General features: G+C 69.6%; 22 protein-coding genes and 1 tRNA gene. 7 read left to right on the plus strand and 16 right to left on the minus strand.

Annotation, left to right across the window (positions count from 1 at the left end; all coding sequences use genetic code 11):
- Window positions 1-199: 199 nt before the first annotated feature.
- From yidC to H2Q94_RS26960, 3 genes are all read right to left on the minus strand, one after another.
- Entirely contained in the window at window positions 200-1,243 is a 1,044-nt protein-coding gene (yidC, locus tag H2Q94_RS26950; protein ID WP_243789955.1) for a membrane protein insertase YidC, read from the minus strand.
- Window positions 1,244-1,502: 259 nt separating this feature from the next.
- Window positions 1,503-3,353, minus strand: coding sequence for a DNA helicase RecQ (gene recQ, locus H2Q94_RS26955; protein WP_243789956.1), 1,851 nt, complete (start codon window positions 3,351-3,353; stop codon window positions 1,503-1,505).
- A gap of 67 nt (window positions 3,354-3,420) precedes the next feature.
- A complete protein-coding gene (locus H2Q94_RS26960; RefSeq protein ID WP_243789957.1) occupies window positions 3,421-4,620 on the minus strand; it encodes a sensor histidine kinase in 1,200 nt (399 codons plus the stop codon).
- A gap of 173 nt (window positions 4,621-4,793) precedes the next feature.
- On the opposite strand from H2Q94_RS26960, the gene H2Q94_RS26965 reads away from it, so the two are divergent.
- Together H2Q94_RS26965 and H2Q94_RS26970 are read left to right on the plus strand one after the other, a co-directional pair.
- Window positions 4,794-5,792: a sigma-70 family RNA polymerase sigma factor gene (locus H2Q94_RS26965; RefSeq protein ID WP_243789958.1), complete on the plus strand. Its 999-nt coding sequence runs from the start codon at window positions 4,794-4,796 to the stop codon at window positions 5,790-5,792.
- 7 nt (window positions 5,793-5,799) lie between these two features.
- A complete protein-coding gene (locus tag H2Q94_RS26970; protein ID WP_243789959.1) occupies window positions 5,800-6,363 on the plus strand; it encodes a TIGR03086 family metal-binding protein in 564 nt (187 codons plus the stop codon).
- 74 nt (window positions 6,364-6,437) lie between these two features.
- Here H2Q94_RS26970 and H2Q94_RS26975 read toward each other — a convergent pair whose 3' ends face one another.
- Together H2Q94_RS26975 and H2Q94_RS26980 are read right to left on the minus strand one after the other, a co-directional pair.
- Window positions 6,438-7,580, minus strand: a complete 1,143-nt coding sequence (locus H2Q94_RS26975; protein ID WP_243789960.1) for a glycosyltransferase — start codon at window positions 7,578-7,580, stop codon at window positions 6,438-6,440.
- A gap of 192 nt (window positions 7,581-7,772) precedes the next feature.
- Window positions 7,773-8,255 (minus strand): DUF2165 domain-containing protein, encoded by a 483-nt coding sequence (locus H2Q94_RS26980; protein ID WP_243789961.1) that lies wholly within the window; start codon window positions 8,253-8,255, stop codon window positions 7,773-7,775.
- Window positions 8,256-8,395: 140 nt separating this feature from the next.
- Here H2Q94_RS26980 and H2Q94_RS26985 point away from each other — a divergent pair, with 140 nt between their 5' ends.
- Both H2Q94_RS26985 and H2Q94_RS26990 read left to right on the plus strand, forming a co-directional pair.
- Window positions 8,396-9,496 carry a glycosyltransferase gene (locus tag H2Q94_RS26985; protein WP_243789962.1) on the plus strand — a complete coding sequence of 367 codons (1,101 nt, stop codon included), beginning with the start codon at window positions 8,396-8,398 and terminating at the stop codon, window positions 9,494-9,496.
- A 155-nt stretch (window positions 9,497-9,651) separates the two neighbouring features.
- On the plus strand, window positions 9,652-10,446 hold the full coding sequence (locus H2Q94_RS26990) for a polysaccharide pyruvyl transferase family protein (protein ID WP_243789963.1): 795 nt from the start codon (window positions 9,652-9,654) through the stop codon (window positions 10,444-10,446).
- 1 nt (window position 10,447) lies between these two features.
- Here the strand turns inward: H2Q94_RS26990 and H2Q94_RS26995 are convergent, their stop codons facing one another.
- From H2Q94_RS26995 to H2Q94_RS27035, 9 genes are all read right to left on the minus strand, one after another.
- Complete coding sequence (locus H2Q94_RS26995; RefSeq protein ID WP_243789964.1) at window positions 10,448-14,557, minus strand: nSTAND1 domain-containing NTPase; 4,110 nt, start codon at window positions 14,555-14,557, stop codon at window positions 10,448-10,450.
- Between the two features lie 645 nt (window positions 14,558-15,202).
- Window positions 15,203-15,279: transfer RNA gene (locus tag H2Q94_RS27000), tRNA-Leu, on the minus strand.
- A 149-nt stretch (window positions 15,280-15,428) separates the two neighbouring features.
- On the minus strand, window positions 15,429-16,568 hold the full coding sequence (locus tag H2Q94_RS27005; RefSeq protein ID WP_243789965.1) for an ATP-grasp domain-containing protein: 1,140 nt from the start codon (window positions 16,566-16,568) through the stop codon (window positions 15,429-15,431).
- A gap of 358 nt (window positions 16,569-16,926) precedes the next feature.
- A complete protein-coding gene (locus H2Q94_RS27010; RefSeq protein WP_243789966.1) occupies window positions 16,927-18,249 on the minus strand; it encodes an NAD(P)/FAD-dependent oxidoreductase in 1,323 nt (440 codons plus the stop codon).
- 393 nt (window positions 18,250-18,642) lie between these two features.
- Window positions 18,643-19,209 carry a type II toxin-antitoxin system VapC family toxin gene (locus H2Q94_RS27015; RefSeq protein ID WP_243789967.1) on the minus strand — a complete coding sequence of 189 codons (567 nt, stop codon included), beginning with the start codon at window positions 19,207-19,209 and terminating at the stop codon, window positions 18,643-18,645.
- Window positions 19,191-19,592: a hypothetical protein gene (locus H2Q94_RS27020; RefSeq protein ID WP_243789968.1), complete on the minus strand. Its 402-nt coding sequence runs from the start codon at window positions 19,590-19,592 to the stop codon at window positions 19,191-19,193. The genes H2Q94_RS27015 and H2Q94_RS27020 overlap by 19 nt, the downstream gene beginning before the upstream one ends.
- A gap of 341 nt (window positions 19,593-19,933) precedes the next feature.
- Window positions 19,934-20,323, minus strand: coding sequence for a hypothetical protein (locus H2Q94_RS27025; RefSeq protein ID WP_243789969.1), 390 nt, complete (start codon window positions 20,321-20,323; stop codon window positions 19,934-19,936).
- 1 nt (window position 20,324) lies between these two features.
- Complete coding sequence (locus H2Q94_RS27030) at window positions 20,325-21,044, minus strand: hypothetical protein (protein WP_243789970.1); 720 nt, start codon at window positions 21,042-21,044, stop codon at window positions 20,325-20,327.
- A gap of 18 nt (window positions 21,045-21,062) precedes the next feature.
- A complete protein-coding gene (locus H2Q94_RS27035) occupies window positions 21,063-21,365 on the minus strand; it encodes a type VII secretion target (RefSeq protein ID WP_243789971.1) in 303 nt (100 codons plus the stop codon).
- A gap of 141 nt (window positions 21,366-21,506) precedes the next feature.
- Between H2Q94_RS27035 and H2Q94_RS27040 the strand changes: the two genes are divergently transcribed.
- Window positions 21,507-22,061, plus strand: coding sequence for a hypothetical protein (locus tag H2Q94_RS27040; RefSeq protein WP_243789972.1), 555 nt, complete (start codon window positions 21,507-21,509; stop codon window positions 22,059-22,061).
- 94 nt (window positions 22,062-22,155) lie between these two features.
- Here the strand turns inward: H2Q94_RS27040 and H2Q94_RS27045 are convergent, their stop codons facing one another.
- Entirely contained in the window at window positions 22,156-22,977 is an 822-nt protein-coding gene (locus H2Q94_RS27045; RefSeq protein WP_243789973.1) for a uracil-DNA glycosylase, read from the minus strand.
- Here H2Q94_RS27045 and H2Q94_RS27050 point away from each other — a divergent pair.
- The gene (locus H2Q94_RS27050) at window positions 22,976-24,445 is read left to right on the plus strand and encodes a S10 family peptidase (RefSeq protein ID WP_243789974.1); all 1,470 of its coding nucleotides are present in this window, start codon (window positions 22,976-22,978) and stop codon (window positions 24,443-24,445) included. The genes H2Q94_RS27045 and H2Q94_RS27050 overlap by 2 nt on opposite strands.
- Before the next feature lie 60 nt (window positions 24,446-24,505).
- On the opposite strand, the gene H2Q94_RS27055 is transcribed toward H2Q94_RS27050, so the two are convergent.
- The gene (locus tag H2Q94_RS27055; RefSeq protein WP_243789975.1) at window positions 24,506-24,724 is read right to left on the minus strand and encodes a hypothetical protein; all 219 of its coding nucleotides are present in this window, start codon (window positions 24,722-24,724) and stop codon (window positions 24,506-24,508) included.
- Between H2Q94_RS27055 and H2Q94_RS27060 the strand changes: the two genes are divergently transcribed.
- The gene (locus tag H2Q94_RS27060) at window positions 24,705-25,496 is read left to right on the plus strand and encodes an SAM-dependent methyltransferase (protein WP_243789976.1); all 792 of its coding nucleotides are present in this window, start codon (window positions 24,705-24,707) and stop codon (window positions 25,494-25,496) included. The genes H2Q94_RS27055 and H2Q94_RS27060 overlap by 20 nt on opposite strands.
- Window positions 25,497-25,594 lie beyond the last annotated feature (98 nt).

The following is a 25,594-nucleotide window of genomic DNA, read 5'->3' on the forward strand; positions in this document are numbered from 1 at the left end:
GATCTTTTTCCCGAGTGGGCTCCGCTCCGCGACGAGGGAAAAGGCCGTCCTCGCGAGAAGACAGCTGAGAACCCGCCGGTGGTTCGGCCTGCTGAGGTGGTCACTGCTCAGCGGCTTCGCCGCTGACAAGCTTCAGAGCAAGACGCACGAAAAGAGCGGGGTCCCTTTGTTGGGGACCCCGCTCTTCGTTGCTGTGGCGCTAGCGGCGCTTCTTCTGGCTCTTCTTCGCCGCGGCCGCCTGTTTGCCGGGGCGCTTCTTCTGCTGTGGGCGCCGGTTCACCGGGCGGCCCGCCTCGGTGCGCTGTCCGGCGCCTGCGGTGGCCTTGCCCGGGGAGGCGCCGTTGGTGCTCGTGGAAGCGGTCTCGTCGCCGGAGTCGGCCTCGTCCTCGTCAGCGTCCTCCGCCGCGTCCTTCTTGACCTGGCCCGGCTTCTGCCCCGGCTTCGGTCGCGGCACTTCCTTCTTCGCCGCCATCTCCTTCTGCTTCTCGCGCTCCTGCTCGCGGTCGATCTTGTTGCTCAGGAAGTGCTGCTGACCGAGCGTCCAGATGTTGTTCGCCATGAAGTACAGGACGATCGCGATCGGCAGCACCCAGCCGGAGAACAACGTGCCGACCGGCGCGATGTACATCATGAACTTGCCCATCATGGCCGTCTGCGGGTTGGCCATGGAGGCATCGGTCTGGCGCTTCATCGACATGCGCATCGTGGCGAACGTCGCGATGGACGCGATCACCATCAGCGGGATGCCGACCGCCATCATGTTCAGCCGCGTGGTGCCGAAAGCCTCGAGGACCGCGGCGGGCTGGGTCAGCCAGTTACCGAGCTTCGCGCCGAAGATGTCGGCGTTGATGAACGACTCGACCCCGGCCCGGTCGAAGATGTAGTTGTTCTGCTTGTCCGGCGCGAACCCGCGCAGCACGTGGAACAAGCTCAGGAACACCGGGATCTGCAGCAGAGCGGGAAGGCAGCCACCGATCGGGTTCACCCCGTGCTCGGACTGCAGCTTCTGCATCTCCTGCGCCATGCGCTGCTTGTCGTTCTTGTGCTTCTCCCGCAACTTCTGGATCTGCGGGGAGAACTTCGCCATCTTCCGGCCGGCGCGCATCTGGCTGATCGCCGGTTTGAGCAGCACCACGCGCAGCGTGAACACCAGGAAGAACACCGACAGTGCCCAGGCGAACCCGTTGTCCGGCCCCAGCACGGTGCCGAAAACCCTGTGCCAGAACCACAAGATGGCCGACACGGGATAGAGGATAAAGTCGAACACTCAACCACTCCTGGTCATCGCCCGGCAGTCATCCCCCGGGCCGCTTGCACGGCCGCGCCCGCCCTGTGCGCACCGGCCTCAGCCCTACCAGGGTGCCATGCCCGCAGACCCGAACGAGCCGCGGCAGGGCAATGCCACGGAACGTGACGGTACCGATGCGGAGCGTTCGCCTCATCCGCCACGTGCGCGCCACCCGTGCGCACCGCCCCCGGAACCGACCGGAGAGTGCGCGGACTCACTCCTCGGCGAGGACGTCCAGGACGAGCCGACCGTACTTGTCCAGCTTGTTCTGGCCGACTCCGCTGATGGTTCCCAATTCATCCAGTGTGGACGGTTTCTGCGCGGCGACCTGGCGCAGCACCGCGTCGTGGAAGATCACGTAGGCGGGCACGCCCTGCTCCTTCGCGGTGGCCGCGCGCCAGGCGCGGAGACGTTCGAACAGCGGTGCCGCCTCGGCGGGCATCTCCACCTGCTCGGCCTTGCCCGCCTTGGCGGGCTTCGGTTGCTTCGCGGGCTTCTCCGGTTCGCGGCGCAACCGCACCGACCGCTCCCGGCCCAGCACTTCGCCGCTGGCCTCGGTGAGCACCAACGTGCCGTAGTCGCCTTCCACGGCCAGCAGTCCCTGGGCGAGCAGCTGGCGCACCACGCCGCGCCAGTCCGCGTCGCGCAGGTCGGTTCCGATGCCGAACACGGTGAGCTCGTCGTGGCGGTGCTGGTCGACCTTGTCGTTGCGCTTGCCGAGCAGGATGTCGATGACGTGCCCGGCGCCGAACTTCTGCCGCCGCTCGTTCTGCAACCGGTACACCGCCGAGAGCAGCTTCTGCGCCGCGATCGTGCCGTCCCAGGACTCCGGCGGAGCCAGGCAGGTGTCGCAGTTGCCGCAGGGCTCGCCGTCCTGGCCGAAGTAGGCCAGCAGCTGCACCCGGCGGCACTCCACGGTCTCGCACAGCGCGAGCATCGCCTCCAGGTGCGTGCCGAGCCGCCTGCGGTGCGCGTCGTCGCCCTCGGAGTTGTTGATCATTTTGCGCTGCTGGACGACGTCCTGCAGGCCGTAGGCCAGCCACGCCGTGGACGGCAGCCCGTCCCGGCCCGCCCGGCCGGTCTCCTGGTAGTAGCCCTCCACGGACTTCGGCAGGTCCAGGTGCGCGACGAACCGCACGTCGGGTTTGTCGATGCCCATGCCGAACGCGATGGTGGCCACCACGACCAGCCCCTCCTCGCGCAGGAACCGGGACTGGTGCGCCGCGCGGGTCCGCCCGTCCAGGCCCGCGTGGTACGGCACGGCCGGAATTCCGTTCTGGCTGAGGAATTCCGCCGTCTTCTCCACCGACGACCGGGACAGGCAGTAGACGATCCCCGCGTCCCCGGCGTGCTCGTTGCGCAGCAGGCTCAGCAGCTGCCGCTTCGGGTCGTTCTTGCCGACGATCCGGTACTGGATGTTCGGGCGGTCGAAGCTCGCCACGAAGTGCCGCGCCTGCGTCAGGTCCAGCCGGGTCGCGATCTCGCCGCGGGTGGCCTCGGTGGCGGTGGCGGTCAGCGCGATGCGCGGCACGTCCGGCCAGCGCTCGTGCAGCATGGACAGCGCCAGGTAGTCCGGGCGGAAGTCGTGGCCCCACTGCGCCACGCAGTGCGCCTCGTCGATCGCGAACAGCGAGATGTTCCCCTTGTCCAGCAAGGACAACGTGGACTCGACGCGCAGCCGTTCCGGAGCCAGGTAGAGCAGGTCCAGTTCGCCGTTGAGGAACGCGGCCTCCACCGCGCGGCGCTCCCCCGCGTCCTGCGTGGAGTTCAGGAACCCGGCTCGCACGCCGACCTCGGTGAGCGCGTCGACCTGGTCCTGCATCAACGCGATCAGCGGCGAGACGACCACGCCGACACCGTCGCGGACCAGCGCCGGAACCTGGTAGCACAGCGATTTCCCGCCACCGGTGGGCATCAGCACCAGCGCGTCACCGCCACCGATGACGTGCTCGACGATGTCCTGCTGCGGCCCTCGGAACGAGTCGTAGCCGAAGACGCGGTTCAACACCCCCAGCGCGTCGGGCGCGGCAGGATCGGCGACGGGACTGCTCTGCGCGGAAGTCACCCGGCGATTCTACGAAGCCGCCAGCACACGAATCCCGGCCATCATGCGCCGGTGTGTCGGACGCCCGTCAGCTCCGCGTCTCGGCGGGCAGCGTCGCGTGCAACGTGAAGCCGCCGTCCTCGTCCACCTCGGCGCGCACCTCGCCGCCGAGCAGTTCGACCCGCCTGCGCAGGCCGTCGAGGCCGCGCCCCGCGCCCGGCTCGCCGGAGCCGCCCGGCCCGTTGCGGACGGAGACGCGCACGGCGTCGTCCGCGCCGCGCACCGACACCTCCGCCGTCGACCCCGGCGCGTGCCTGCGGGCGTTGGTCAGCCCTTCCTGCACCACCCGGTGCACGGTCCGGGCGAGGACGGCGGGCAAGCCCCGCTCCGCTCCGGTGTCGGTGAACTCCACCGCCTGACCGGCCTCCCGCACCTGCTCGACCAGGTCCGCCACGGACTCGGCCACCTCGGCGCCGGGCCGCCCGGACACCGAGTCGGGATCGTCGAGCAGCGCCAGCAACCTGCGCATCTCCGTCATGCCCGAGCCACCGAGCTCGCCGATGCGACGCCCCGCCTCCCGCGCCTCCGGGTCCGAGCTGCTGACCGCGAGCGCGTTGGCGTGCAGCACCAGCAAGGTCAGCACATGCCCGAGGTTGTCGTGCATGTCCGCGGAGAGCCGTTCCCGCTCGGCGGCCTGCTCCTGACGCGCCACCGCGACCCGCTCCCGCGCCAAAGCCTCGGCCCGATCACGCCGCGCCTGTCCGAGCCGCCGCGCGAGGACCGTCGCGATGCCGCCGAGCGCCGGGGCGATCGCGGCCAGCGCCGATCCCAGCCCCATCGAGCCCGGTTGCGCGCCCGCGAGAAAGGCGTAAGCCAGCACCGCCGCCGCGGACACGGCGAGTTTCCACCGCGCGTTCGGCCATTCGGCCACGCGCGCCGCCGACCAGGACAGCGCCAGCGGCACCCACAGCACCCCGCCCGCGACCATCAGCGGCTGCCACGGGGTGTCCAGCAGCAACATCAGCGCGGCCACCGCGAGCACCACCAGCAGCCCCAGCTGCGGACGAGCGCCGGAGCGGCCGATCACCACCGTCGCGGCGAGCTGCACGACCGCGCCGACGAGCAGCGACGGCACCAATCCACCCGGCGGCGCCGGATCCTCGGACAGGACCAGGTAGCCGAACGCCGCACCGAGCACCGCGGTCGTTAACGTGACCCAGAACAGCACGCGGTGCGCACGGCGGACCCGTGCCTCGTCGATCCGAGGCGCCGCATCGGTGGTGACCACGCGGAGAGAATAGGCATCCGCCTCCCCGCGACGGCCCGCTCACCGACTTTCGTCACCCGGGTTCACGACTTCCGTCGCATGCCGATTAGTTCAGCCATTTGATCTGGTCTGAACACCTCGTAGGCGATATCCGGCCCACCTACAGTGGAACTCCCTGTTGGAGGCGGAAGGCCATGACCATGGCGAAGCACCTCGAGAACGACGAATTCTTACGGCAGGCGGACCCGTTCCGGCGAGAACTGCTGGCGCACTGCTACCGGATGCTGGGGTCGGTGCACGACGCCGAGGACCTCGTTCAGGAGACCTACCTGCGCGCCTGGCGGGCCTACGACCGGTTCGAAGGCCGGTCCTCGCTGCGCACCTGGCTGCACCGGATCGCCACCACCGCCTGCCTGACCGCGCTGGAGAGCCGGGGCCGCAGACCGCTGCCCACCGGCCTCGGAAATCCCAGCTTGGATCCGCGGGAAGATCTGGTGGAACGCGGCGAGGTGCCCTGGCTGGAACCGGTGCCGGAGGCGATGCTGCCCGCCGGGAGCGATCCGGCCGACGTGGTGACCTCGCGGGAGAACACCCGGCTGGCGCTGGTCGCGGCGCTGCAACACCTGCCGCCGAGGCAGCGCGCGGTGCTGCTGTTGCGGGAGGTGCTGCGCTGGCGCGCGGCGGAGGTCGCCGAACTGCTCGGCACCAGCACCGCATCGGTCAACAGCAGCCTGCAACGCGCCCGCGCTCAGCTCGACCAGGTGGCGCCCGCGCCGGAGACCGTCAGCGAACCGGTCACCGCGCACCAGCACGCCCTGCTCGACCAATGGGTCGCCGCCTTCGAGGCGAAGGACGTGCCCACCATCGTCGAGCTGTTCACCTCCGACGCGGTGTGGGAGATGCCCCCGTTCACCGGTTGGTACCAGGGACCGGAGCCGATCGGCAGGCTCATCGCGAACCGCTGCCCCGCAGGCCCCGGAGACATGCGGCTGGTCCGCACCGACGCGAACGGCCAGCCCGCGTTCGCCGTGTACATGCGCGGCGGCGACGGCGATTACCAACCGTTCCACCTGCAGGTGCTGACGATGCGCGGGGAGCGGGTGGAGCACGTCGCCGCGTTCTTCGACACCTCCTTGTTCGAGACGTTCGGTCTGCCGGCGATGCTGCTCGCCGACACCCGCACCGCCCGCTGAGCTCGACGTGGGGACGCGGGTGCTCGGTGGCATCGACCTGATGGAACGCGCCGTGAGCTACTTGACGGGCGTGCTGCACGAGGTGCCCGCGGCGGCGCTGGCCGGCCCGACGCCGTGCGCCGAGTGGGACCTGCGGGCGCTGCTGGCGCACGTCGACGATTCCGTCGCGGCGCTCGGCGAAGCGGTCGGCGGCCGGATCGGCGTCGGTGCGCGGGCGCTCCCGGAGCCGGATCCGGCGACGGCGTTGCGGGATCGGTCCCGGGAACTGCTCGGGGCGTGGAACGCGGCGATCGACGTCGACCCGGTGACGGTGTTCGGCGCACCGGTGGCCAGGAACGTCGTCGTCGGCACCGGCGCGTTGGAGATCGCCGTGCACGGCTGGGACATCGCCCGCTCCTGCGGGCAGGACCGGGCGCTGCCGACGCCGCTCGCCGATGACCTGTTGCCACTGGTCGCGCTGCTGGTCGTCGACGCGGATCGGCCGTGTCGGTTCGGTGATCAGGTCCCGGTCGCGGCGGACGCGGACGCGTCGACGCGGCTGTTGTGCTTCCTCGGGCGGGATCCGCGATGAATTCCGGCCGTGCGAGCGGTCCGCACGTGCGACGGCCGCACATCCGCTGGGGGTGATGTGCGGTCGTCCCCGGCTCAGCCGGTGAAGTCGGTGAGCCGGGCGGCGACCTCCTCCGGAGCGGGCATCGCGGCGATCTCGGCGGCCACCCGCTCGGCGACCTCGCGGTACTGCTCGTCGTCCAGCAGGTTCCGCGCCGCGTCGTGCACCGCGTCCGCGGTGACTTCGGCGCCGAGCAGCGTCGCTCCGCCGCCTGCCGAGCTGATGGTCTCGGCGTTGCCGAACTGGTCCGCGCCCTGCGGCAGGAACAGCTGCGGCAGGCCCGCGCCCAGCGCGGCGAGGGTCGTACCGCTGCCGCCGTGGTGCACGACCAGGTCGACGTGCTCCAGCAGTTCGGCCTGCGGCACCCACGAGTGCGCCGACACGTTCGCGGGCAGCCCGCCCAGCGCGTCGGCCGCCACGCTCGGACCGGCCGCCACGATCACGTCCACGGCTAGGGCCGCGAGCCCGCCGATCGCGGCGCGCAGCACCACCGGGTCGCCGAAACCGGTGCCCAGCGTCAGGTACACCAGCGGTCGCTTCCGCGACTCCACGGCCTCCGGCGGCAGCTCGCCCCCGCCCGCGAACGGCACCGGTCGCAGCGGGGACCGCTCGACCGAATCGAGGAATTCGGCGTTCTGCAAGGAAGCGGGGAAAATGTCCAGGTAAGGATTTCCGACGGTGTGCAGGTCCCCGTCGGGCAACGTGATTCCGAACTCGTCGGCGACACCGCGCAGCGCCTGCTCGAAACCGGGGAAGTGCGCCGGGTTCTGCTTGCCGAAACCGTGGCAGACACCGGGAATCCCGGCGTGCCGGGCGGCGAGTGCGGCGCCGTGGTTGCCGGCCTCGTGCACCACCAGGTCCGGGGCGAAGCGGTCCAGCACCGGCAGCAGGTCGGCGGCGTACCTGCGCGGCAGTTCGGCTCCGAACGCGCGCACCACGAGGGAAACCCATTCGTCCGAGCCGGGCTCCGGCACGGAATCCCGTCCGGCGGCGGCGAATCCCGCACCGATGGGCACGCCCACCGCCTCGGTGCGCAGTGCGAGATCGTTCAGCGTCTGCTCGAACTGCTCGCCGGTGGCGAAGAGAACCTCGTGGCCCTGCGCCGGAGCGGCGCGAGCCAACGGGACCAGCGGGAACACGTGACCATGACTGGAAAGACTTGAGAACACAATTCGCACGAGACTGATTTTAGCCACCGCGCTCAGGTTCGCGAGGAATTCAGGACGAAGTGGCGCACCACATTCTGAAATGGCAGGGAATGCCCGATCGGTCCCGATTCGAGCCGGGGTGATCGCGACCCTCCTGCCACGATCACCCGGCCCCCAGAGTGGAACACCGCGACGTGGTCGCCGCGATGGCGCCGGCGAAGGTCAGGCCGAGGCCTGCTCCTTGTCCGGCAAGTGCACGAGAATCAGGCCGATCGAAGCGATGATCAGGTTCTGCAGCGCGGGCTGCAGACCGTTCCACTTCTCCGATTGCCACATCATGAACCATTCACCGCCGATGACGATGAATCCGCCGCCGAACAGCAGTACCTCCAACAACCAGCCGAAGCTGGCCAGCCGTCGCGCGCGTTCGACAGCTCGCGCGTCGGCGTGCGGGCGGACCCATGCGACGAACGCCGCGATGAGCACCACCGTGATCAAAACCTCCCATACGATCACCGCGATGTACGCGGCGGTCCCCAGTGCGGGATGCGTGATCGACCGCCACATCGTGCCGGACGATTGAAATGTCGTGTCCATTGCGAACACGTGATCCACGAACTCCGCATTGGTTCCGAAGTCCGTGAGGTTGCCGAAGGCGACCAGCCCCATCTGCACAGCGGTGATCGCCACCAGCACCGTGACCACCGCGCGCAGACTCCCCAACGTTGCCAGAAGACGCATGCGGCGGACTTTACTCATCGTTCCGGCGCCGAGACCGTCTACGTGCTGCTATCGCAATACTCCATGCTGGACGGCGACACGCCACGAACTACGGGAGGAACCACATGCGGGTGTGCCTGGTCTCGCACCGGTTGGGCGGGTTCGACGGGGTGAGCATCGAGGCCGCCAAGTGGATCGCCGGCCTCCGCTCCCTGGGACATCAGGTCACCCGAGCCGCTGGGCACTTCGCCGACCACGAACCGGGTGACGTCGAGGTCACCGGCATGTGGGCCGACCGTCCCGGCGGCGACCCGCCGCCCGTCGCGCACGAGACGATCCGGCGGCTCTGCGCCGATCACGAGCTGCTGGTGCTGGACAACGCCGGTTCGCTGTGGAGCGCGCCGGATGCCTCCGCCGCCTGGCAGCGACACGCGCTCGACGCCGATGTCCCGGTGATCCTGCGCCACCACGATCCGGCTTGGCAGGGCACTGCGCTGCGCGCCGTCAACGGCGACACCGTGCCGTTGCACCACCCGGCTCACCTGCACGTCCTGATCAACGAGCGGACCGCTCGCGAATTCGCCGTCCGCTGGCCCGAACTGGACCGGACCGGGGCGCTGCACGTGGTGCACAACCGCGTCGACGTCGACGGGCTCGCCCGCGGCCACCGCGAGCGGACCCGTGCGCGGCTCGGGGTCGGACCGGACGAGCTGCTCGTCGTGCACCCGGCTCGTGTCGAAGGGCCGAACAAGAACGTTCCCGGCGCCGTCCGGCTCGCGAACGCCCTCGATCAGGAGTGGGACCGTCCGGTGCGCTACTGGCTCACCGACGACACCCCGGCACCCCCCGGGCCGCTCGCCGACGCGCTCGCAGCCGCGCCCGGCCCGCTGCGCGGGCACGTCGCCGAGCAGGCGGACATGTACGCGGCGTCCGACCTGGTGGTGCTGCCCTCGACGTGGGAAGGCTGGGGGTTGCCGGTGGCCGAGGCCGCGGCCGCTCGACGGCTGGTCGTCGCGGGTCCCTACCCCGTGCTCGACGAGCTGCGCGCCCTCGGCCTGCGCGTCCCCGGCCCCGACGACGTGCCGGACATCGCCGGGCTGCTGCGCGACCCCGATTCTTCGGCGGCTCTGCTCGCGGCCAACCACGCCGCTGTGCGCAGCCACCTCGACGCAGCCGACCTCCCCAAGATCCTCACCGCCCTCATCCACTCCGCGATCAAGAGGTGAACGGCCCCTTCGACCAATAGGACCGGTCAAACGGGCCGTTCACTCCAGAAACATCAGCAGGTGACTGTCCCCTTCGACCGGCCGGATCGGGCCAAGCGCCGCAGCGAGGTGACGCGGCAGATGATCACGGGCGGCGTTCTGGGGAGAATGGGCGCATGCCTGAGATCTTCGTGGTGCACCGGCGCGACCCGGACAACATCGGCGACATGGCCTGCCCGCCGTCGAACCACCTCGACCACTTCCCGTGGCTGTCCGACGCCACCACGATCGACATCGAGCACGACATCCCCCGCTACGCGGACCGGCTGCGGCACGCGCACGTCATCTACGGCGGCGGCGGACTCATCGGCACCGGCTTCTTCGACCGCCAGCTCGACCGGTTGCTGGGTCTGCGGCCGCCGAAACTGGTCGTCTGGGGAGCCGGGCACAACAACAACGAACAGCACGACATCACCGAACCCGGCTACCTCGACCGGTTCGACCTGGTCGGACTCCGCGACCGGCCGCGCCCCGGCGGCTACGAGTGGGTGCCGTGCGTGAGCGCGCTGCTGCCGAAGCTCGCCGATCCCGGCGAACCCCGCCACGAGATCGTCGCCTACCGGCACCGCGACCGAAAACTCCCGTTCCCCGACGACATCGACGGGCTGCCGCTGCTCACCAACCAGCACCACGACCTGGCCGAGACGCTGGACTTCCTCGCCTCCGGCGAGACGGTCCTGACGAACTCGTACCACGGTGCCTACTGGGCGACCCTGATGCGCCGCCGAGTCGTCGTGGTGAATCCGTTCGCCTCGAAGTTCTTCGGCTTCCACCACCGAGTTCCCGTCGTGCCAGGGGATTCGTGGCGCGAAGCGCTCGCCGACACCCGGACCTACCCCGACGCGCTGCGGGAATGCCGGGACAAAGTGCTCGACTTCGGCGAGCGGGTGCGGGAGCTGTTCGGCCGCTGACTCACTCGCACGGCGGGTCGTACGGGATCTGCGGGATCGTCTGCTCCCACTTGTCCTTCGGCAGCGCCCCGCGCGTGGCGTCGCAGATCCGCTCCAGCGCCCGATCGGCGTCCAGGTCCCACAGGTAGGCGGTGTTGTCCCCGCTGGCCGAGGCCACGATGCTCCCGTCCGGACTGAAGGCCACGGTGTGCACCATCGCCCGGTGCTCGTTGAGGGAGAGCCCGATCGGCTCTGCCCGCTCCCGGTCCTCGACGTCCCACAACCGGGCCGTGCGGTCCTCGCTGCCGGTCACCAACGTCTTGCCGTCCGGGCTGAACCTGGCCGACTTGACGTTCTGGGAGTGCCCGACCAGCGGCGAACCGAGCTCCCTCGGGGCCTCCGGGTCCTCGATGTCCCACAACCGCGCCGTCTTGTCACCGCCCGCGGTGGCGATGGTCCGCCCGTCCGGGCTGAACGCCAAGGTGAGCACCGTCGAGTGCCCCGGATCCCATCCGTGCACGAGCACGGGGTGGTCCGGGTCGGCGACGTTCCACAGCCGGACCGTGCCGTCGCTGCTGCCGGTCGCCAACATCGTGCCGTCCGGGCTGAACGCCGCCTCGTTGATGTAGCCGCGATGCCCGAGCAGCGGCGTGCCCACCCGCACCGGGTGCGCCGGGTCCTCGACGTTCCACAACTGAGCGCTGAGGTCGTCGTTGCCGGTGACCAGCGTCCGCCCGTCCGGGCTGAACGCCACTTCGCCCATGTACCGGGTACCGACCGGCAGCGGCTCGCCGAGCGGTTCAGGCGCCGCCGGATCGCTCATGTCCCACAACCGCACCGTTCCGGCCCCACCGCCGGTGGCCAGCACTCGGCCGTCCGGGCTGAACGCCGTCGCGTACACCGACCCGACCGGCCCCTCGTAGACCTCCAGCGGTTCGCCCAGCGGCCGCGGCAACCGCGGATTCGAGGTGTCCCACACCCGCACCGTCCGGTCCTCGCTGGCGGTGACCAGGATCCGCCCGTCCGGCCGGAACAACGCGTCGTTGACGCTCGCGGTGTGCCCGCCGAGAACCCGATCCGGCAACGACCACAACCGCACGGCACCGTCGTCGCCGCCGGTGGCCAGGGTGTGCCCGTCCGGGCTGAAGCCGACCGCGAACACCGTGCTGCTGCCCGCGCTGAGGTTGTGCCCGATCTGACTCGCGTTCGACGGGTCCGCCACGTTCCACAGCAACGCGGAGCTGTCCGCGCTACCGGAGGCCAGCGTCCGCCCGTCCGGGCTGAACTTCACCGACCACACCGGCCCGTCGTGCCCGATGAGGGCGGGTCCGAGTTGCCGCGCGCGCACCGGGTCGTGCACGTCCCACAACCGAATCGTCTTGTCCACGCTGCCGGATGCCAGCGTTCGGCCGTCCGGGCTGAACGCCACCGAGTGCATGCCTTCGGTGTGCCCCTCCAACGGCTTCCCGAGCGAAACCGGCCGGGCCGGATCGGCCACGTTCCACAACCGGATGGTCCGATCGTCACCGCTGGTCGCCAAGGTGCGTCCGTCCGGGCTGAACGCCAAGGTCCGCACCTGCTCGGTGTGCCCCTTCATCGGGGCGCTCACCGGGACGGGATGCGCCGGGTCGGCGACGTTCCACAGCCGCGCCGTCCGGTTCTCGTTCGCCGTGGCCAACGTGCGGCCGTCCGGGCTGAACGCGATCAGGTAGATCGTGCCGTCGTCGGCGGTGACCGGCGGACCGAGTTGCTTCGGCCGAGCGGGGTCGACCACGTCGTAGAGCCGGACCATGTGGTCGTCGCCCGCCGCTGCCAAGGTGCGCCCGTCGGGGCTGAACACGGCCGAGGTCACCCAGCTGCCGAAACCCCGCAGCGGCGGTCCCAGCGGCGTCGGCCTGCTCCGGTCGGACACGTCCCACAACCGCACGGTCCGGTCGTATCCGGCGGTGACGAGCGTCCGGCCGTCCGGGCTGAACGTCGTCAGGTAGATCGAACTCGTATGCCCGAACATCGGCGTGCCCAGCGCGGAGTTCTGGGTGGACAGCACCCGGCTGTCCACCGCCGGGTCGTCCGGGCGCAGCCGCGTGGCCACCAGGTTCAGCTTCGCCGCCGCGGAGGGATCGACCTCCTGCAACCGGTCGGCCTGCGCCAGCACCTGGCGGAACTCGGCGTCGTCACGCGCCCGCACCGCCAGCACCGCCGCCACCGCGGCCACCGCGGCGAACACGCACACCGCGGCCGCGGTGCCCCGCTGGAACCAGCCCACCCGGCGCCGGTGCCGCAGCGATGCGGCGAGGAAGTCGTGGCTGACCGCGGACAACTCCGCCGGATCCACCTGTTCGGCCCAATGCCCGGCGTTCTCCAACCGGGCACCGCGGTAGAGCAGCGACACGTCCCGGTTCTCCTGGCGCCACGCCTCCGCGTCGCGCTCCAGCCGCTGCCGGGCCAGGTTCCCCGCGCGGTCCTGGTCGATCCAGCCGCGCAACCGGGGCCACGCGTACAGCAGCGCCTCGTGGCTGATCTCGGCGGAATCCGAGTCCAGCGTCACCAACCGGGCGGTCGTCAGCACGTTCAGCGCCCGCCGGGCCGCCTCCCGGTGCTCGGCGTGCTCGACGATCTCCGCGTACGTCGCGCGCCTGCGGGTGTCCTGGGTGTCCTCGCCGACGTGCACCAGCCGCAGCAGCACTTGCCGTGCCGCCGCCTGCCCGTCCTCGGCGAGCTCCGCCCACGCACGTTCCGCGGTGGCCGCCACCGCTCCTTGGATGCCGCCCGCCGCGCGATAGCCGGCGATGGTGAGCTTGCCGCTCTGCCTGCGCTGCCAGGTCACCAGCAACGCGTGCGACAGCAGCGGCAGCGCACCCGCGTCGTAGGCCCGCTGCGCCGGTTTGCCGTAGGCGCGGCCCACGCTCACGCCGAGGTCGCGCAGCAGCACGTCGACCAAGCCCGGTTCGATCTGCAGGCCGGTGGCCTTCGCCGGTCCGGTGATGGCCTTGCGCAGTTCGGCCACTGTCATAGCGCCGAGCACCATCTGGCGGTGCTGCAAGGCGTCGGCGAGTTCGGGAAAGTCCAGGCACCGCGCGTAGAAATCGGCCCGTAACCCCAGCACCACCAGCCCCGGCGAGGTGCCGCCCGCGAATCCCGTGGTGCAGCAGGCCTGCAGGACCCGCACGAACAGGGCGCGCCGGTTCTCGTCCCGGCACACCGTGAACGTTTCCTCGAACTGGTCCACCACCAGCACCAGCCGGGCCTCGTCGCCGACCACGTCCCGCACGTGCCCGGCGACGGCGTCGCGCACGGACTCCGCGAATCGGAAGTCCTCGTCCGAGTTCTCCTCGCCCGTGCTCGCGGCGCCCCCGTCCGCCTCGTCGCGCTCGGCGGCGGCGAGGACCTCGTTGAGTTCGGGGATCAGCTCGGTCAGGGACTTCAGCGGATCCTCACCCGGAGTCATGGTCCGCACCGGCCACGACGACGAACCCTGCTCCGCCAGCGCGCCACCGGTCAGCGCAGGCAGCAGACCCGCCCCCAGCAGCGAGGACTTCCCCGCTCCCGAGGCGCCGACGAGCATCGTGATGCCACCGTCGTCGGCCGCGGTGGCGAGGCGTTCCACCAGGGTGGTGGTGGCGCGTTCACGCCCGAAGAACCAGCCGGAATCGCCCTCGTTGAACGCGGCCAGCCCGCGATACGGGCAGAGGCCTTCCTCCGCCGCCGCGCTCTGCTCCGGCTGAGTCCCGTTGGTGCCGCGCGCACCCGTGCCCACCGGCGCCTCCGGTGTGGCCAGCGGGCTGGTCAGCGCCTCTTCCCACCGAGCGCGCCACACCGCCAAGTCGTACAGTCCGTCGACCGGGGGCTGCGGCTGGTTCTTCCGCGCCTCACCGATGAGGATCTCCAGCACCACCGACAGGGCGGCGAACCTGGCGGGCACGTTGCGTCCCCGGCGCCAGTCACTGATGCGCTGGGCGGTCGACCGGATCGGCCTGCCCCGTTCGTCGAGCCGCCGGACCCGTTCCACGGCATCGGCGACCCGCTTCAGCGGTGGGTCGCCTGCCGTCACGTACAGCAGGGCGAACCGCTCCGCGAACAGCGCACGAGTGCCGGTGCCCGCCGCCGAAGTCCCCGCATTCCGGTCCGTCATCCCCGTCCTCCTCCGGTCCGGATCCGGACCGGAAAATCCGGTACCCGCCGTTGAGCAGGTACTTCACCGAGTCCCGGACGTCGGCTGGCCCACGTCCGCCCCGTTGCCTGACATGCTCTGACCCATGCTGCGCCGAACGGGCCACGGACGGTCGAGCGCGCGAATCGTCCGAAGGATCCGGACAGCATTCAAGTGGCGGGAGGTGTGCCGCTGAGGTGACTGGGGGTTTCGTCAGCGGCACACCACACCACATGCCTCGCCGAAAGCAGGCGACGTCCGACCCGTCACGACCCGATTCGAACCGACCGCTCTCGACGATCACGAGAGTACGCGGGGATACCCCGACCACCCACGGTGGTCGGGGTATCCCCGTCACGCCTGGAACGGGTCTTGACTCGAACGCCGACACCGCACCGCAGAATGACGGCGGCCGGTCGGCCGCCACAAGTGCTTCACTTGGAGTAATGGTGTTTCCGGTTCGGCGCGCATCGCGAGCCACCGCCGCAGCGGCGAGCCGGCCCGCCTCGTCCGGGATCGTTCCAGCGCGCGGCTTCAGCGGCCCGGCGCGATCGGCGTTGCCGGATCACGCCGCACAGCACGGCTTCTCTTCGCCGAACCGCGCCGTCGCGATGGACGCGCGGTTCCTGGTGCCCCCGGTCGGGATCGAACCGACACTCTGACGAGTTTAAGTCGTCTGCCTCTGCCAATTGGGCTACGGGGGCTGGTCCTCAGCTCGCGCTCGGGAGCGCTCGCCTTGGTCGTCCGGGCGGTGGACCGGGTCGCCGGCTCGGACGCACCGACTCTGCACCTGGTTCCCGGTGATCGAACACCGCCGAGCAGAGCAAGTCGTGTTCCGGTCCGCCCACGGCGCTCATCGATCCCACCTCGGTGCCGCGGCGGATGCGGCGAGGTGGTCGAACCGCTCCGCGACCCAACCGTGCACTGCCGTGGAGACCGCGTCGTCCTGCGCGCGGTGCTCGAACCAGCGCCAATCGCAGTTCACGTTGACCTCCAGGAACTCGTGTTCAGAGCCGGTCGCCAACAGGTCGATCGCGGCCACGTGCAGCCGCCAGAACCGGCACAACGCCAATAACCGCGTCACCAGTCCCGGGGGCGGTTCGATGCGTTCCACGATCACCGAATCCGGATCGACCCACAGCTGCGCCGGATCGAGCTTGTCCACCCGGTAGGCGATAACCTCGTCACCCACCACGAACGCGCGGATCTCGTGTTCGGCGTCCACGTACTGCTGCACCAGCACCGGAGCCGGCTCCCTCGCCTCAGCGGAGTGCCGAATGTCCAGCGGGCGCGGGAAAAGACCGCGCAACGCGCCGGGTTCCGGCTCCAGCATGTGGTGTCCGGCGGTCTTGACGATGCAGCGGCCACCGCCCGGACGGCTGCGGCCCGGCAAGGTCGTCACCGCGGTTCGCGGCACCCGGAAACCGAACGAGGTGGCGTCCCGGAGCTGGGTGAGCCGATCCAGGTGCGCGCTGGAACGCACCGGGTTGATCTGCTCCCAGTCGGCCCGGCAGGACAGCCAGTTCGAGACCGCGCGCCACTGCTCACGGACGTAGGCGCCGTGCACCGTCGTCGGGTCGACCGGGAGCGCAGTGATGTCGAAATGCCGCCGCCACACCACGATCGGCCGCAGCAGCCAGCGCTCGAACTCGATCAGCGGTGTGTCGGTGTAGACGGTGAGCGCGATGTCCAGGCAGCGGTCGGCGTCGATGCGCACCAGCCGGATGCCGCGCTCCGCCAAGGCGAGCGACAGCTCGTTCATCTCCATGTCCGCGGCCCGTGCCAGCACCAGCACGCACGGGATCGGATCACCGTCGCCATCGTTGACCAGGTCGGCGCGGTGCACGCGCTCCTGGAAGTCAAGGCTGGTGTCCTCGGAGCGGAAGAAGTAGTCCTGCCCCTGCAGCAGCAGCGGCCCCGGACGGAAATCAGCCGTGGCCGGTCCAGGAGCGGGACCGAACGGGTGCGCGAAGTCGTCCGCCCCCTCGGTCATAGCCCCAGTCCTCCTGAGCTGCCGCGATCATCCGTGGCCGGTGATGCGGGTCGGCGTCAATCGTCCTTCTTGCGGAACACCTCGGATGCGGCCTGGTACTCGGCCGCGAAATCAGCGAGCGGGCCGTCCTGCACTTCGCCGCTGCGCAGCAGAGCCGCTAACTCTTGGAGAGTCAAAGGATTCACCCCTTCCCCACTTGAGGCATCCTTTCAGGTGACGACGCCCCGTCAGTCTTCGATTACTCGCTACTCATTGTCAAGGGTAGCGGGTCACCTGATCGCCTGCACGGAGCAGTCCCCACTCGGACGCGAATCACCGCGTGCCCTGGAAGCACGCGGTGATCACTCGGAGTGCCGAATCAGCTAGCGGCTGCCCGTTCGAAGTCGGCCTTCGGGTCCTGGATCTGACCCATCGACACGGCTTCCCGCTTGAACAGGAACGCCAGCGTCCAGTCGATGACGATCCGCATCTTGCGGTTGAAGGTGGGCATCCGGCTCACGTGGTACGTGCGGTGCATGAACCACGCGATGAAGCCCTTGGCCTTGAAGCCGTAGACGTCGGCGACACCCTTGTAGAGCCCGAGGCCCGCCACCGAACCGGCGTAGGCGTGGCGGTACTCCTTGGTGGGCTTGTTGCGCAGGCTGGCCAGCAGGTTCTTGCCCAGCTGGTTGGCCTGGCGAACCGCGTGCTGCGCGGACGGGGCGCAGGTCGCGTTCGGGTCGTCGTCGACCTTCGACAGGTCCGGGACCGCGGAGCAGTCACCGGCGGCCCACACGCTCGGCAGGCCTTCGACCTGGAGGTGCGAGGTGGCCTTGACCCGGCCGCGCTCGTCGAGCGGCAGGTCGGAGTTCTTGAGCACCGGGTTCGCCTTGACGCCGGCGTTCCACACCAGAGTGTCGGTGTCGAACTCGGTTCCGTCGGAGAGCATGGCGTGCCCGCCTTCGACGGACTTCAGGAAGGTGTTCAGGTAGACCTGAATTCCGCGCTCTTCGAGGGCCTTGACGACGTAGACGCCCATCTTCTCGCTGACCTCGGGCATCACGCGCCCAGCGGCTTCAACGAGGACCCATCGCATGTCTTCCGGCTTGATGGACTCGTAGTAGCGAGTGGCGTAGCGGGCCATGTCCTCCAGCTCCGCCAACGCCTCGGCACCGGCGAAGCCGCCGCCGACGAAGGTGAAGGTGAGCAGCCGCTTGCGCAGCTCCTCGTCGGAGGTGTTGGCCGCGGCGTCCATCTTCGCCAGCACGTGGTTGCGCAGGTAGATGGCCTCACCGACGGTTTTGAGGCTGATGCCTTGTTCCGCCAGGCCGGGGATGGGCAGAAGTCGGGACACCGAGCCGAGCGCCACGACGAGGACGTCGTAGGCGAGCTCTTCTGGGCCTGTCTGCGGGTTCTCGATCGTCACGACCTGATCGGCGTGCTTGATCTCAGTGACACCGGCGGTGATCACATGGCACCGCTTCAGGACTCGTCGCAGTGGCGCTACCACGTGGCGAGGCTCGACCGAGCCCGCGGCCGCTTCCGGTAGGAAGGGCTGGTAGGTCATGTGCGGCTGAGGGTCGACCACGGTGACGGAGGCTTCGCGCCGCCCCAGCTTCGACTGAAGCTGAAGCGCCGTGTACATGCCTACATAGCCGCCGCCGAGGATGAGAATCCGGGTGGGTTCGGATTTACCAGCCATGCCCATATGGTCGCACCACTTGAGTGGGACACACTCCGCAGACCCCCCCTAATGTGACGCCAGTCGCGCGTGGCACTGATCACGATCAACAGGCTGTGCGCGGACGGCTGCGCTCGGTACGTGGCGGACGTCGAGCGAGAGGGCCGGAGTGATCGCCACCCTACCGACTTTTGCGGCCGGAAAGCCAACTCGCCGCAGCATCTCCCGTTTTCGGGCGACTTCGGCGACTGTTCGGCTTTCAGTGGCACTGACCAGGAAAATCAATGCCATCTTGATCAACTCGGCCACGGATTCGTCCGAAGACCACGCAGATTTTCGATCACAACACCAGTGGTCAGACGACCTGAACCGGTACCGATCACCTGACGCGGCAACATCGGCCACGAACACCGGTCACACCTCCGCGATGGCCACCCGTGGCCGACCCCCACGCAGGACTCCCCCGCCGCCGCGTTCGTCCATCAAAATCTCCTCCCCTGCCTGCACTTTCGCGGCCTCCGACATCTCCGACGGCTCGGCCTCCCCGAGCAGCGCAAGGCCCGCGAACAGGCGGCGCATCACCTCGGGCACTGCGGTGAGCAGCACAACCGGACGGGCGCACCTCAGCGCGGTCGCCGCAACGATTGCGTCCACTGTGGACTCGGTCCGCTCGTCCGCATCGGGACGTGACTGTTCGGCCTGATCACCTGGTCCGCGAGCCGAGCACTTTCCCGCGAGGCGAGCGATCTCCGAAGTCACGGGCAGCACCGCGATCCGAGCGAGCACCTCGTCGAGCGCCACCCCGGCCGCATCCCCGCGCAACACTTCGGCGAGCGTCACCGCGCTGATGACCACTCGCGCTCGGCGCTCGCGAACGATCTCCAGATGCCCGCGGACTCGTGCACCACCCGCGGCGAGGTCGGCCACCGCGGATCCGTCCAAGATCAGCGTTCCGCCCGCCGCTATTCGCGGTCCGCCCATGCGCACCTCGCCTCCGCCAACGCCGCCGCCGGAACCGGGCCGTGTTCGCCCTCCATCAGGTCGGCGAGCTCCGCGAGCAGGTCCAGCTCCAGCTGTCGCGCGACCGCGTCCGTGACGTACTGGCTGAACCCGCCCGGCCCGGCCCGGCGCTGCACCGCCGCGGTGAGGTCTTCCGGGATCGACACGCTCACCTTGCGCGCTCGACCCGACGTCCGGATCTCACCGGCCGCCGCGGGCAGCACGACATCGGCGATAACCGGCGGTGGATCCGCCGCCCGGTACCGGTCGAGCAGTTCCGCCAGCCGATCCGCCAATTCGGGCAACTTCCGCCCTTGCAGAGCAGGGGTCCGCGAGTCACCTTCGCCGTTCGTCTCCGCATCCATGACTCGATGCTACCGACAGTGGTAACTACCGATCCAGCGCTGAACCGGCAGACCACCCCATCAAGTGATCAGCGTCGACAGTGCCGTTCCGATCAGGCGGACGGCAGGATGTGACCGGTCTCCAGCAGAGTCTTGAGGTCCACCCGCACCTCCCCTGAGCAACCGCACGACCGATGGGCAACCAATCGGTTGCACGTCAACTCGCACACGCGTGCGGCCGGAGCGGACGCACCGAGTTCGCGCTGCTCGCCGGAGGAGTGCCGACCTCGAGCTGAGACCTGCCGGTCAGGTGCGCCTGGTCGCTGACGCAGCCGAGGCAGGCCCGTCCGCGCGCGAGGGGATCATTCGAGCCAGCTTCGCCGGCTGAAGTCCTCGTCCTCCTCCACTTCCTCGGGACGCGACCGGTTCGGCGGCCCCGCGGTCCGCTCCTGCTCGCGCAGTTCGGCGAACTGCTGCTCGCCGGTCTTGGCCAACTCGGAACGTTCCTGCTCGGAGAGCTTGTCGTAGTCCTCCGCACCTTTGCGGACCAGCGGGTCGAGCGCGGCCGAGAAAGCATCCGAGGTGAACGCGTCCCGAAGCCCCTGCTTCCCGGCCAGCACGTCGTCGACCAGACGCTTGAAGTTCGGGTCGTCGACCTTGTCCCGAAGCACGCCCAGCGAGTTCTTCAGGTGCTTCGACAACGCCACGTCGCCGCGCGCCACGTCGAGCGTGGCCTCGTCCTCTTCCCGCACGTCACACCCCCGGGTGGTTGTAGCCGGATTCGGGCAGTTCGTGCTGGTCCAGGTCCCGCAGCGCGGAGGCGTACCCCGCGACCAGGCCGACGAACCCTTGGGCGGCGTTCCACGCGATCGTGTGCGCCTGCAGCGCCTGACCCCATACCCCCATCGCCTTGGTCAAGGTCGCCGCGAACGCCGCCCCGGACAGGACCGGACCGATGACGGTCCAGCTGCTCGCGGCCGCGGCGGCGAGTTCCAGCCCCATGGCGATCAGCAGGTCCAACAACATCTCGAGAAAGCTCTTGATCGAGTTCGCGGCCTCGTACATGCCGACCGCCATGTCGTTGAACTGCGAGGCGAGCTGGCGCAACGTCTCTTCCTGCGCGCTGATCGCCTTGCTCAACTCACCGAAGTAGGCGGCAGCACCGTCGGCTGCGGTACCCGTCCAGTCGTGCGCGACCCCCTCCATCCCGGTGGTGTTGGCACGGGCGAACTCGACGTTGAACTCGGCCAAGTTCTCCAGCGCCACCCCGGCCTTCTGCACGGTTTCCCAGTCACCGGCGAACTGCTCGGCCACCCAGGCCCACGGGTTCGTCCCGCACACCATGTCCGCGGCCTGACCGACCCAGTAGGACAAGCTGATGTACTGGCTCGCCCCGAGCACGTTCTCGACCAGGTCGGGAATCGGATCGGACGGCGTCGGCGCGGTCAACACCGACGCAGGTGAATCCCCCATCGCGGAAACCTCTGATTCTCATTCGTAGGAGCGGTCGAGCCGCTCGGCTTGGTCGCTGTCGGTGTCCCGGTAGAACTGCGCGGCCTTGTCCACCTCGGAGGACGCGGTTCGCTGCAATTCCGCCAACTTCCGGTAGTTGGCGGCCAAGGCCGCCTTCGCGTCCTCTGCCGCCTCGACCGCCGTGACGAACATGCGCCCCTCGGAGTAGCCGAAACTGATCCACTCCTCGACGTAGTCGACGGCCTTGTTGGCGTCGCTGACGCGTTCACCAAGACCGCCGGCGAAGTCACCGATGCTCTTCGGATCTGCGGTGAAACCCATCTCAGCGCAGCACTCCTTCCCCCAGATGTGCGCTCCCGCGAGTGCTCGGCGGGCAGCCGCATCCTCGCGGGAAACCGCTTGGCGGCTGCTTTTTACCACACCGATAGAGTGAAATGTCCGTCTCGTCGTACGGGGGTCAACATGCGGAAGAACGAGCTGTCGGATCAGGTCAGAGTGCCGGCGCAGGTGGCGGAGACCCCTGGTGCGCTGCCGGGGCGCTGCGCTCGGCACGGGCGGGATTCGGCCCGCTCGGTCGATTTCGCCCTCCAGTCACGTGCCGAACCGCAAGGCAGCCGGGCCATGAGCGCCAACCCGCTCGGCATGGCGGGCAGGCTCGGTGAACGCGCGCGGAAGGTGCGGATCACCAAAGTGCGCGACTGGCCGCTGTGCACGACGTGCGCTCGGCAGCGGACCGCCGGTCTGGTGCTGGCGAACGCGCTGTTCTGGGGCGGGGTGGTGCTGATCGCGGGAGCGCTGGCGGCGCGGCTGATCACCGGGGTGCAGAGCCCTGCCCTCGGCGCGGCGTTGCTCGGCGGATTCTTCGCGGCCCTCGTCTCGGTCGTGCCGTTCGTGCTCGGATCGCTGCCCCGGATCACCGGCGCGCGCACCTCGGAGGACGGTTCCGAAGTCGTGCTGACGGCCCCGCACCCGGCGTTCGTCGCCGCGCTGCGCACCTCTGACGACCACTCCGCCTGATACGACCGCTGCCCCTGGCGAGGCCGTGGGGATCAGGACGAATCGATCGGCCGCCGCCGGCCGGCCTTCGCCACCGGTATGGACGCGATCGCGATCAGCCGAGCCCCGCCAGGTCTTTCGCCTGTTCCAGGACGGTGCGCAGCATCGCCGGCGTCATCAGCTTGGTCTGCACGTTGCGCTGGCTGACGTGGTAACAGCCGAGCAGGTGGAGATCTCGCCCGCCGTCGGTGGCGGGGAGGACGACCTGGGCGGCGTGCCCGAACTTGGGACGCGGCGCGGGCACCTGCCACGCCGCCGCCCCCAGCACCGGCAGCACAGCCTGCCAGCCGAAACCGCCGAGCACCAGCACCACCCGCACGGTCTCGCGCAGCAGCAGGAGTTCGCGGGCCAGCCACGGGCGGCACGTGTCGCGCTCGGCGGGAGTCGGCTTGTTCTCCGGTGGGGCGCACCGGACCGGTGCGGTGATCCTGGTGCCGCGCAAGGACAATCCGTCGCCGAGCCGGTGCGCGTGCGGTTGCGAGGCGAGGCCGGCGTCGTAGAGGGCCTGGTAGAGCACGTCACCGGAAGGATCACCGGTGAACATCCGGCCGGTCCGGTTCGCGCCGTGCGCGGCGGGAGCGAGACCGACGATCGCGATCGCCGCGTCCGGCGGGCCGAAACCGGGGACCGGCCGGCCCCAGTAGGTGTCGCCGCGGAACGCCGCCCGCTTCTCCCGTGCGACCCGCTCGCGCCACTCGACCAGCCGCGGGCACGCCGCGCAGTGCGGCACCGCGCCGTCCAGGTCTCCGAGGTCACGGGCACCGCGCGCCGCGGCGGCGGGGTCGGTGACGGGGTCGTCGATCAGCTCGGGGATCACGCGTTCACCGTCGCAGAATCCGCGTCGGCGCGCGGGTTCCGGCACGTAGAGTTCGGTCATGGCAGCCACCGAAACGAGCACCGGCGAAGCCGGGCAGGAAACGACGACCCCGGCGGAGCCGGCGGATGACCTGGTCAGCACGCACCACACGATCACCGCGGACGGCGGTGAGCTCTCCTACACGGCCACGACCGGCCGCATCGTGCTGCGCGAAGAGGCGATCACCGACGGCAAGTTCGACGGGCTCAAGGCGAAGGCCGAAGTCCACCTGACCTCCTACGTCGTGGACAGCGCCGAACCGCGCCCGGTGACGTTCGCGTTCAACGGTGGCCCGGGATCGGCGAGCGTGTGGCTGCACCTCGGGGTGCTGGGGCCGCGCAAGGTGGTGTCCGGGGACACCGGTTCGCTCGCCGCGCCGCCCTACGGGCTCGCCGACAACGCCGAAACCCTGCTGGCGCACAGCGACCTGGTGTTCATCGACCCCGTCTCCACCGGGTACTCCCGCGCCGTCAACGGTGGTGAACCCGCCGACTTCCACGGCTACCAACGCGACATCGAGTCCGTCGGCGAGGTGATCCGGCTGTGGACCTCGCGCAACGGGCGCTGGCTGTCGCCGAAGTACCTCGCGGGCGAGTCGTACGGCACGCTGCGCGCCGCCGCGCTCGCCGAACACCTCCAGGATCGCCACGGGCTGTACCTGAACGGGCTGCTGCTGATCTCGTCCGTGCTGGACATGGGCACGATCCGGTTCACCGACGGCAACGACCAGCCGTACTCGCTGTACCTGCCGACGTACGCGGCGATCGCGCACCACCACGGCAAGCACGGGGACCGGCCGCTGCGGGAAGTGCTCGACGAGGCGGAGAAGTTCGCTTCCGGGGATTACGCGTGGGCGCTGTCGCGCGGCTCGCGGCTGCCCGCGTTCGAGCGCGCCGACATCGTGCGGCGCACCGCGGAACTGACCGGCCTGTCCGAGGAGTACGTGGACCGGGCGAACCTGCGCATCGAGCACCTGCGGTTCTTCACCGAGCTGCTGCGTGACGACCGGCGCACCGTGGGCCGCATGGACGGGCGGTTCCTCGGCTGGGAACCCGACGCCGTCGGGGAGCGGCTCACCGACGATCCGAGCGTGTCCGGGATCATCGGCGCCTATTCCGCCGCGATCAACCACTATCTGCGCCAGGAGCTCGACTACGCGAACGATCTGCCCTACGCATTGCTGAGCAATCGGGTGCAGCCGTGGTCGTACAAGGAGTTCGAAGGCTCCTCGGTCTCGGTGGTGGACAAGCTGGGCGCGGCGATGCGCACCAATCCACATCTGCGGGTGCATGTCGCTGCCGGTTACACCGATGGCGCCACACCGTATTACGCGGCCGAACACGTGCTGGCCCGGCTGCCGATTCCGGAAGAGCTCCGCGCCAACATCGACGTCCGCTACTACGAAGCGGGCCACATGATGTACGTGCACGAGCCGTCGCGGCTTCAGCAGTCCGCCGACCTGGCCGAATTCATCCGCCAGGGCTCCTAGTCAGGTGCTCCGGGGCCGCCCTCCCCCTGAGCTCGGGCGGCCCCGGACCGCGTCGGAGGATCATTTTCGGCGACGATTCTTCACCTTGCGTGAAAATGCGATCACGAATTGCATCAAGCCGATTCGGTTGCACTTCCCCGCCGATGTGGCGGAAATCCGCCATGGTCCCGCCGGAGTGACCAACTCGGCATGGTCAAGATCGATTTTTTGTTGCAACATCAAAGGCATGGGCGAGAGCGAACGCACCGGACCATCTTCGATGCCTTCAGTTCCGGACACCGACCGTCCGAACTCGGCCCGCATGTACGACTACTACCTCGGCGGCTCCGCGCATTTCGCGATCGACCGCAAAGCCGCCGACGACGCGCTCGACGTCCTGCCGCAGTCCGCGGTCTACGCCCAGGCGAACCGGGCGTTCCTCGGCCGGGCGGTGCGGTTCCTGCTCTCCCAAGGCATCGACCAGTTCCTCGACCTCGGCTCAGGCATCCCCACCGTCGGCAACGTGCACGAGATCGCGCACCGCATCAACCCAGCGGCCAAGGTGAGCTACGTCGATCACGAACCCGTCGCCGTCGCGCACGCCCAGCGCATGCTCGCGGGCCAGTCGAACGTGACGATCACCCAAGCCGACGTGCGCGACCCCGAAAGCGTGCTCACCGCGCCCGGAGTCGCCAGGATGCTCGACTTCACGCGGCCGCTGGCGGTGCTGGCCATCGCGATCCTGCCGTTCGTGCCCGACGACGCCGAAGCACACGAACTGGTGGCCAGCTACCGCGCGGTGAGTGCGCCCGGCAGCTGGCTGGCGATCTCGCACATCTCGCAGGTGTCGGCCACCGACGAACAGGTCCGGGTGGCGCATGACGTGATGGCCCGGACGCCCACACCCGTGCTGTGGCGCGACCGGGACGCCGTCGAGAGCCTGTTCACCGGCTACCGGCTCGCCGACCCGGGCCTGGTGCTGTCCCCGCTGTGGCGCCCGGACAGCCAGATCAGCTTCGGCGAAGCCGCGCAAGCCAACGCCTACGGCGGAGTGGGGTTGCTCGACGGGTAGGTCGTCGGGGTCGTTTTGCTTTGGGGGTCGGGTGGCGGAACCTCAGTTGGTCTCTCGCTGCGGGATCTTTTTCCCTAGTGGCTCCGCCACGAGGGAAA

The sequence above is a fragment of the Saccharopolyspora gloriosae genome (assembly GCF_022828475.1).
Lineage (GTDB): Bacteria > Actinomycetota > Actinomycetes > Mycobacteriales > Pseudonocardiaceae > Saccharopolyspora_C > Saccharopolyspora_C gloriosae_A.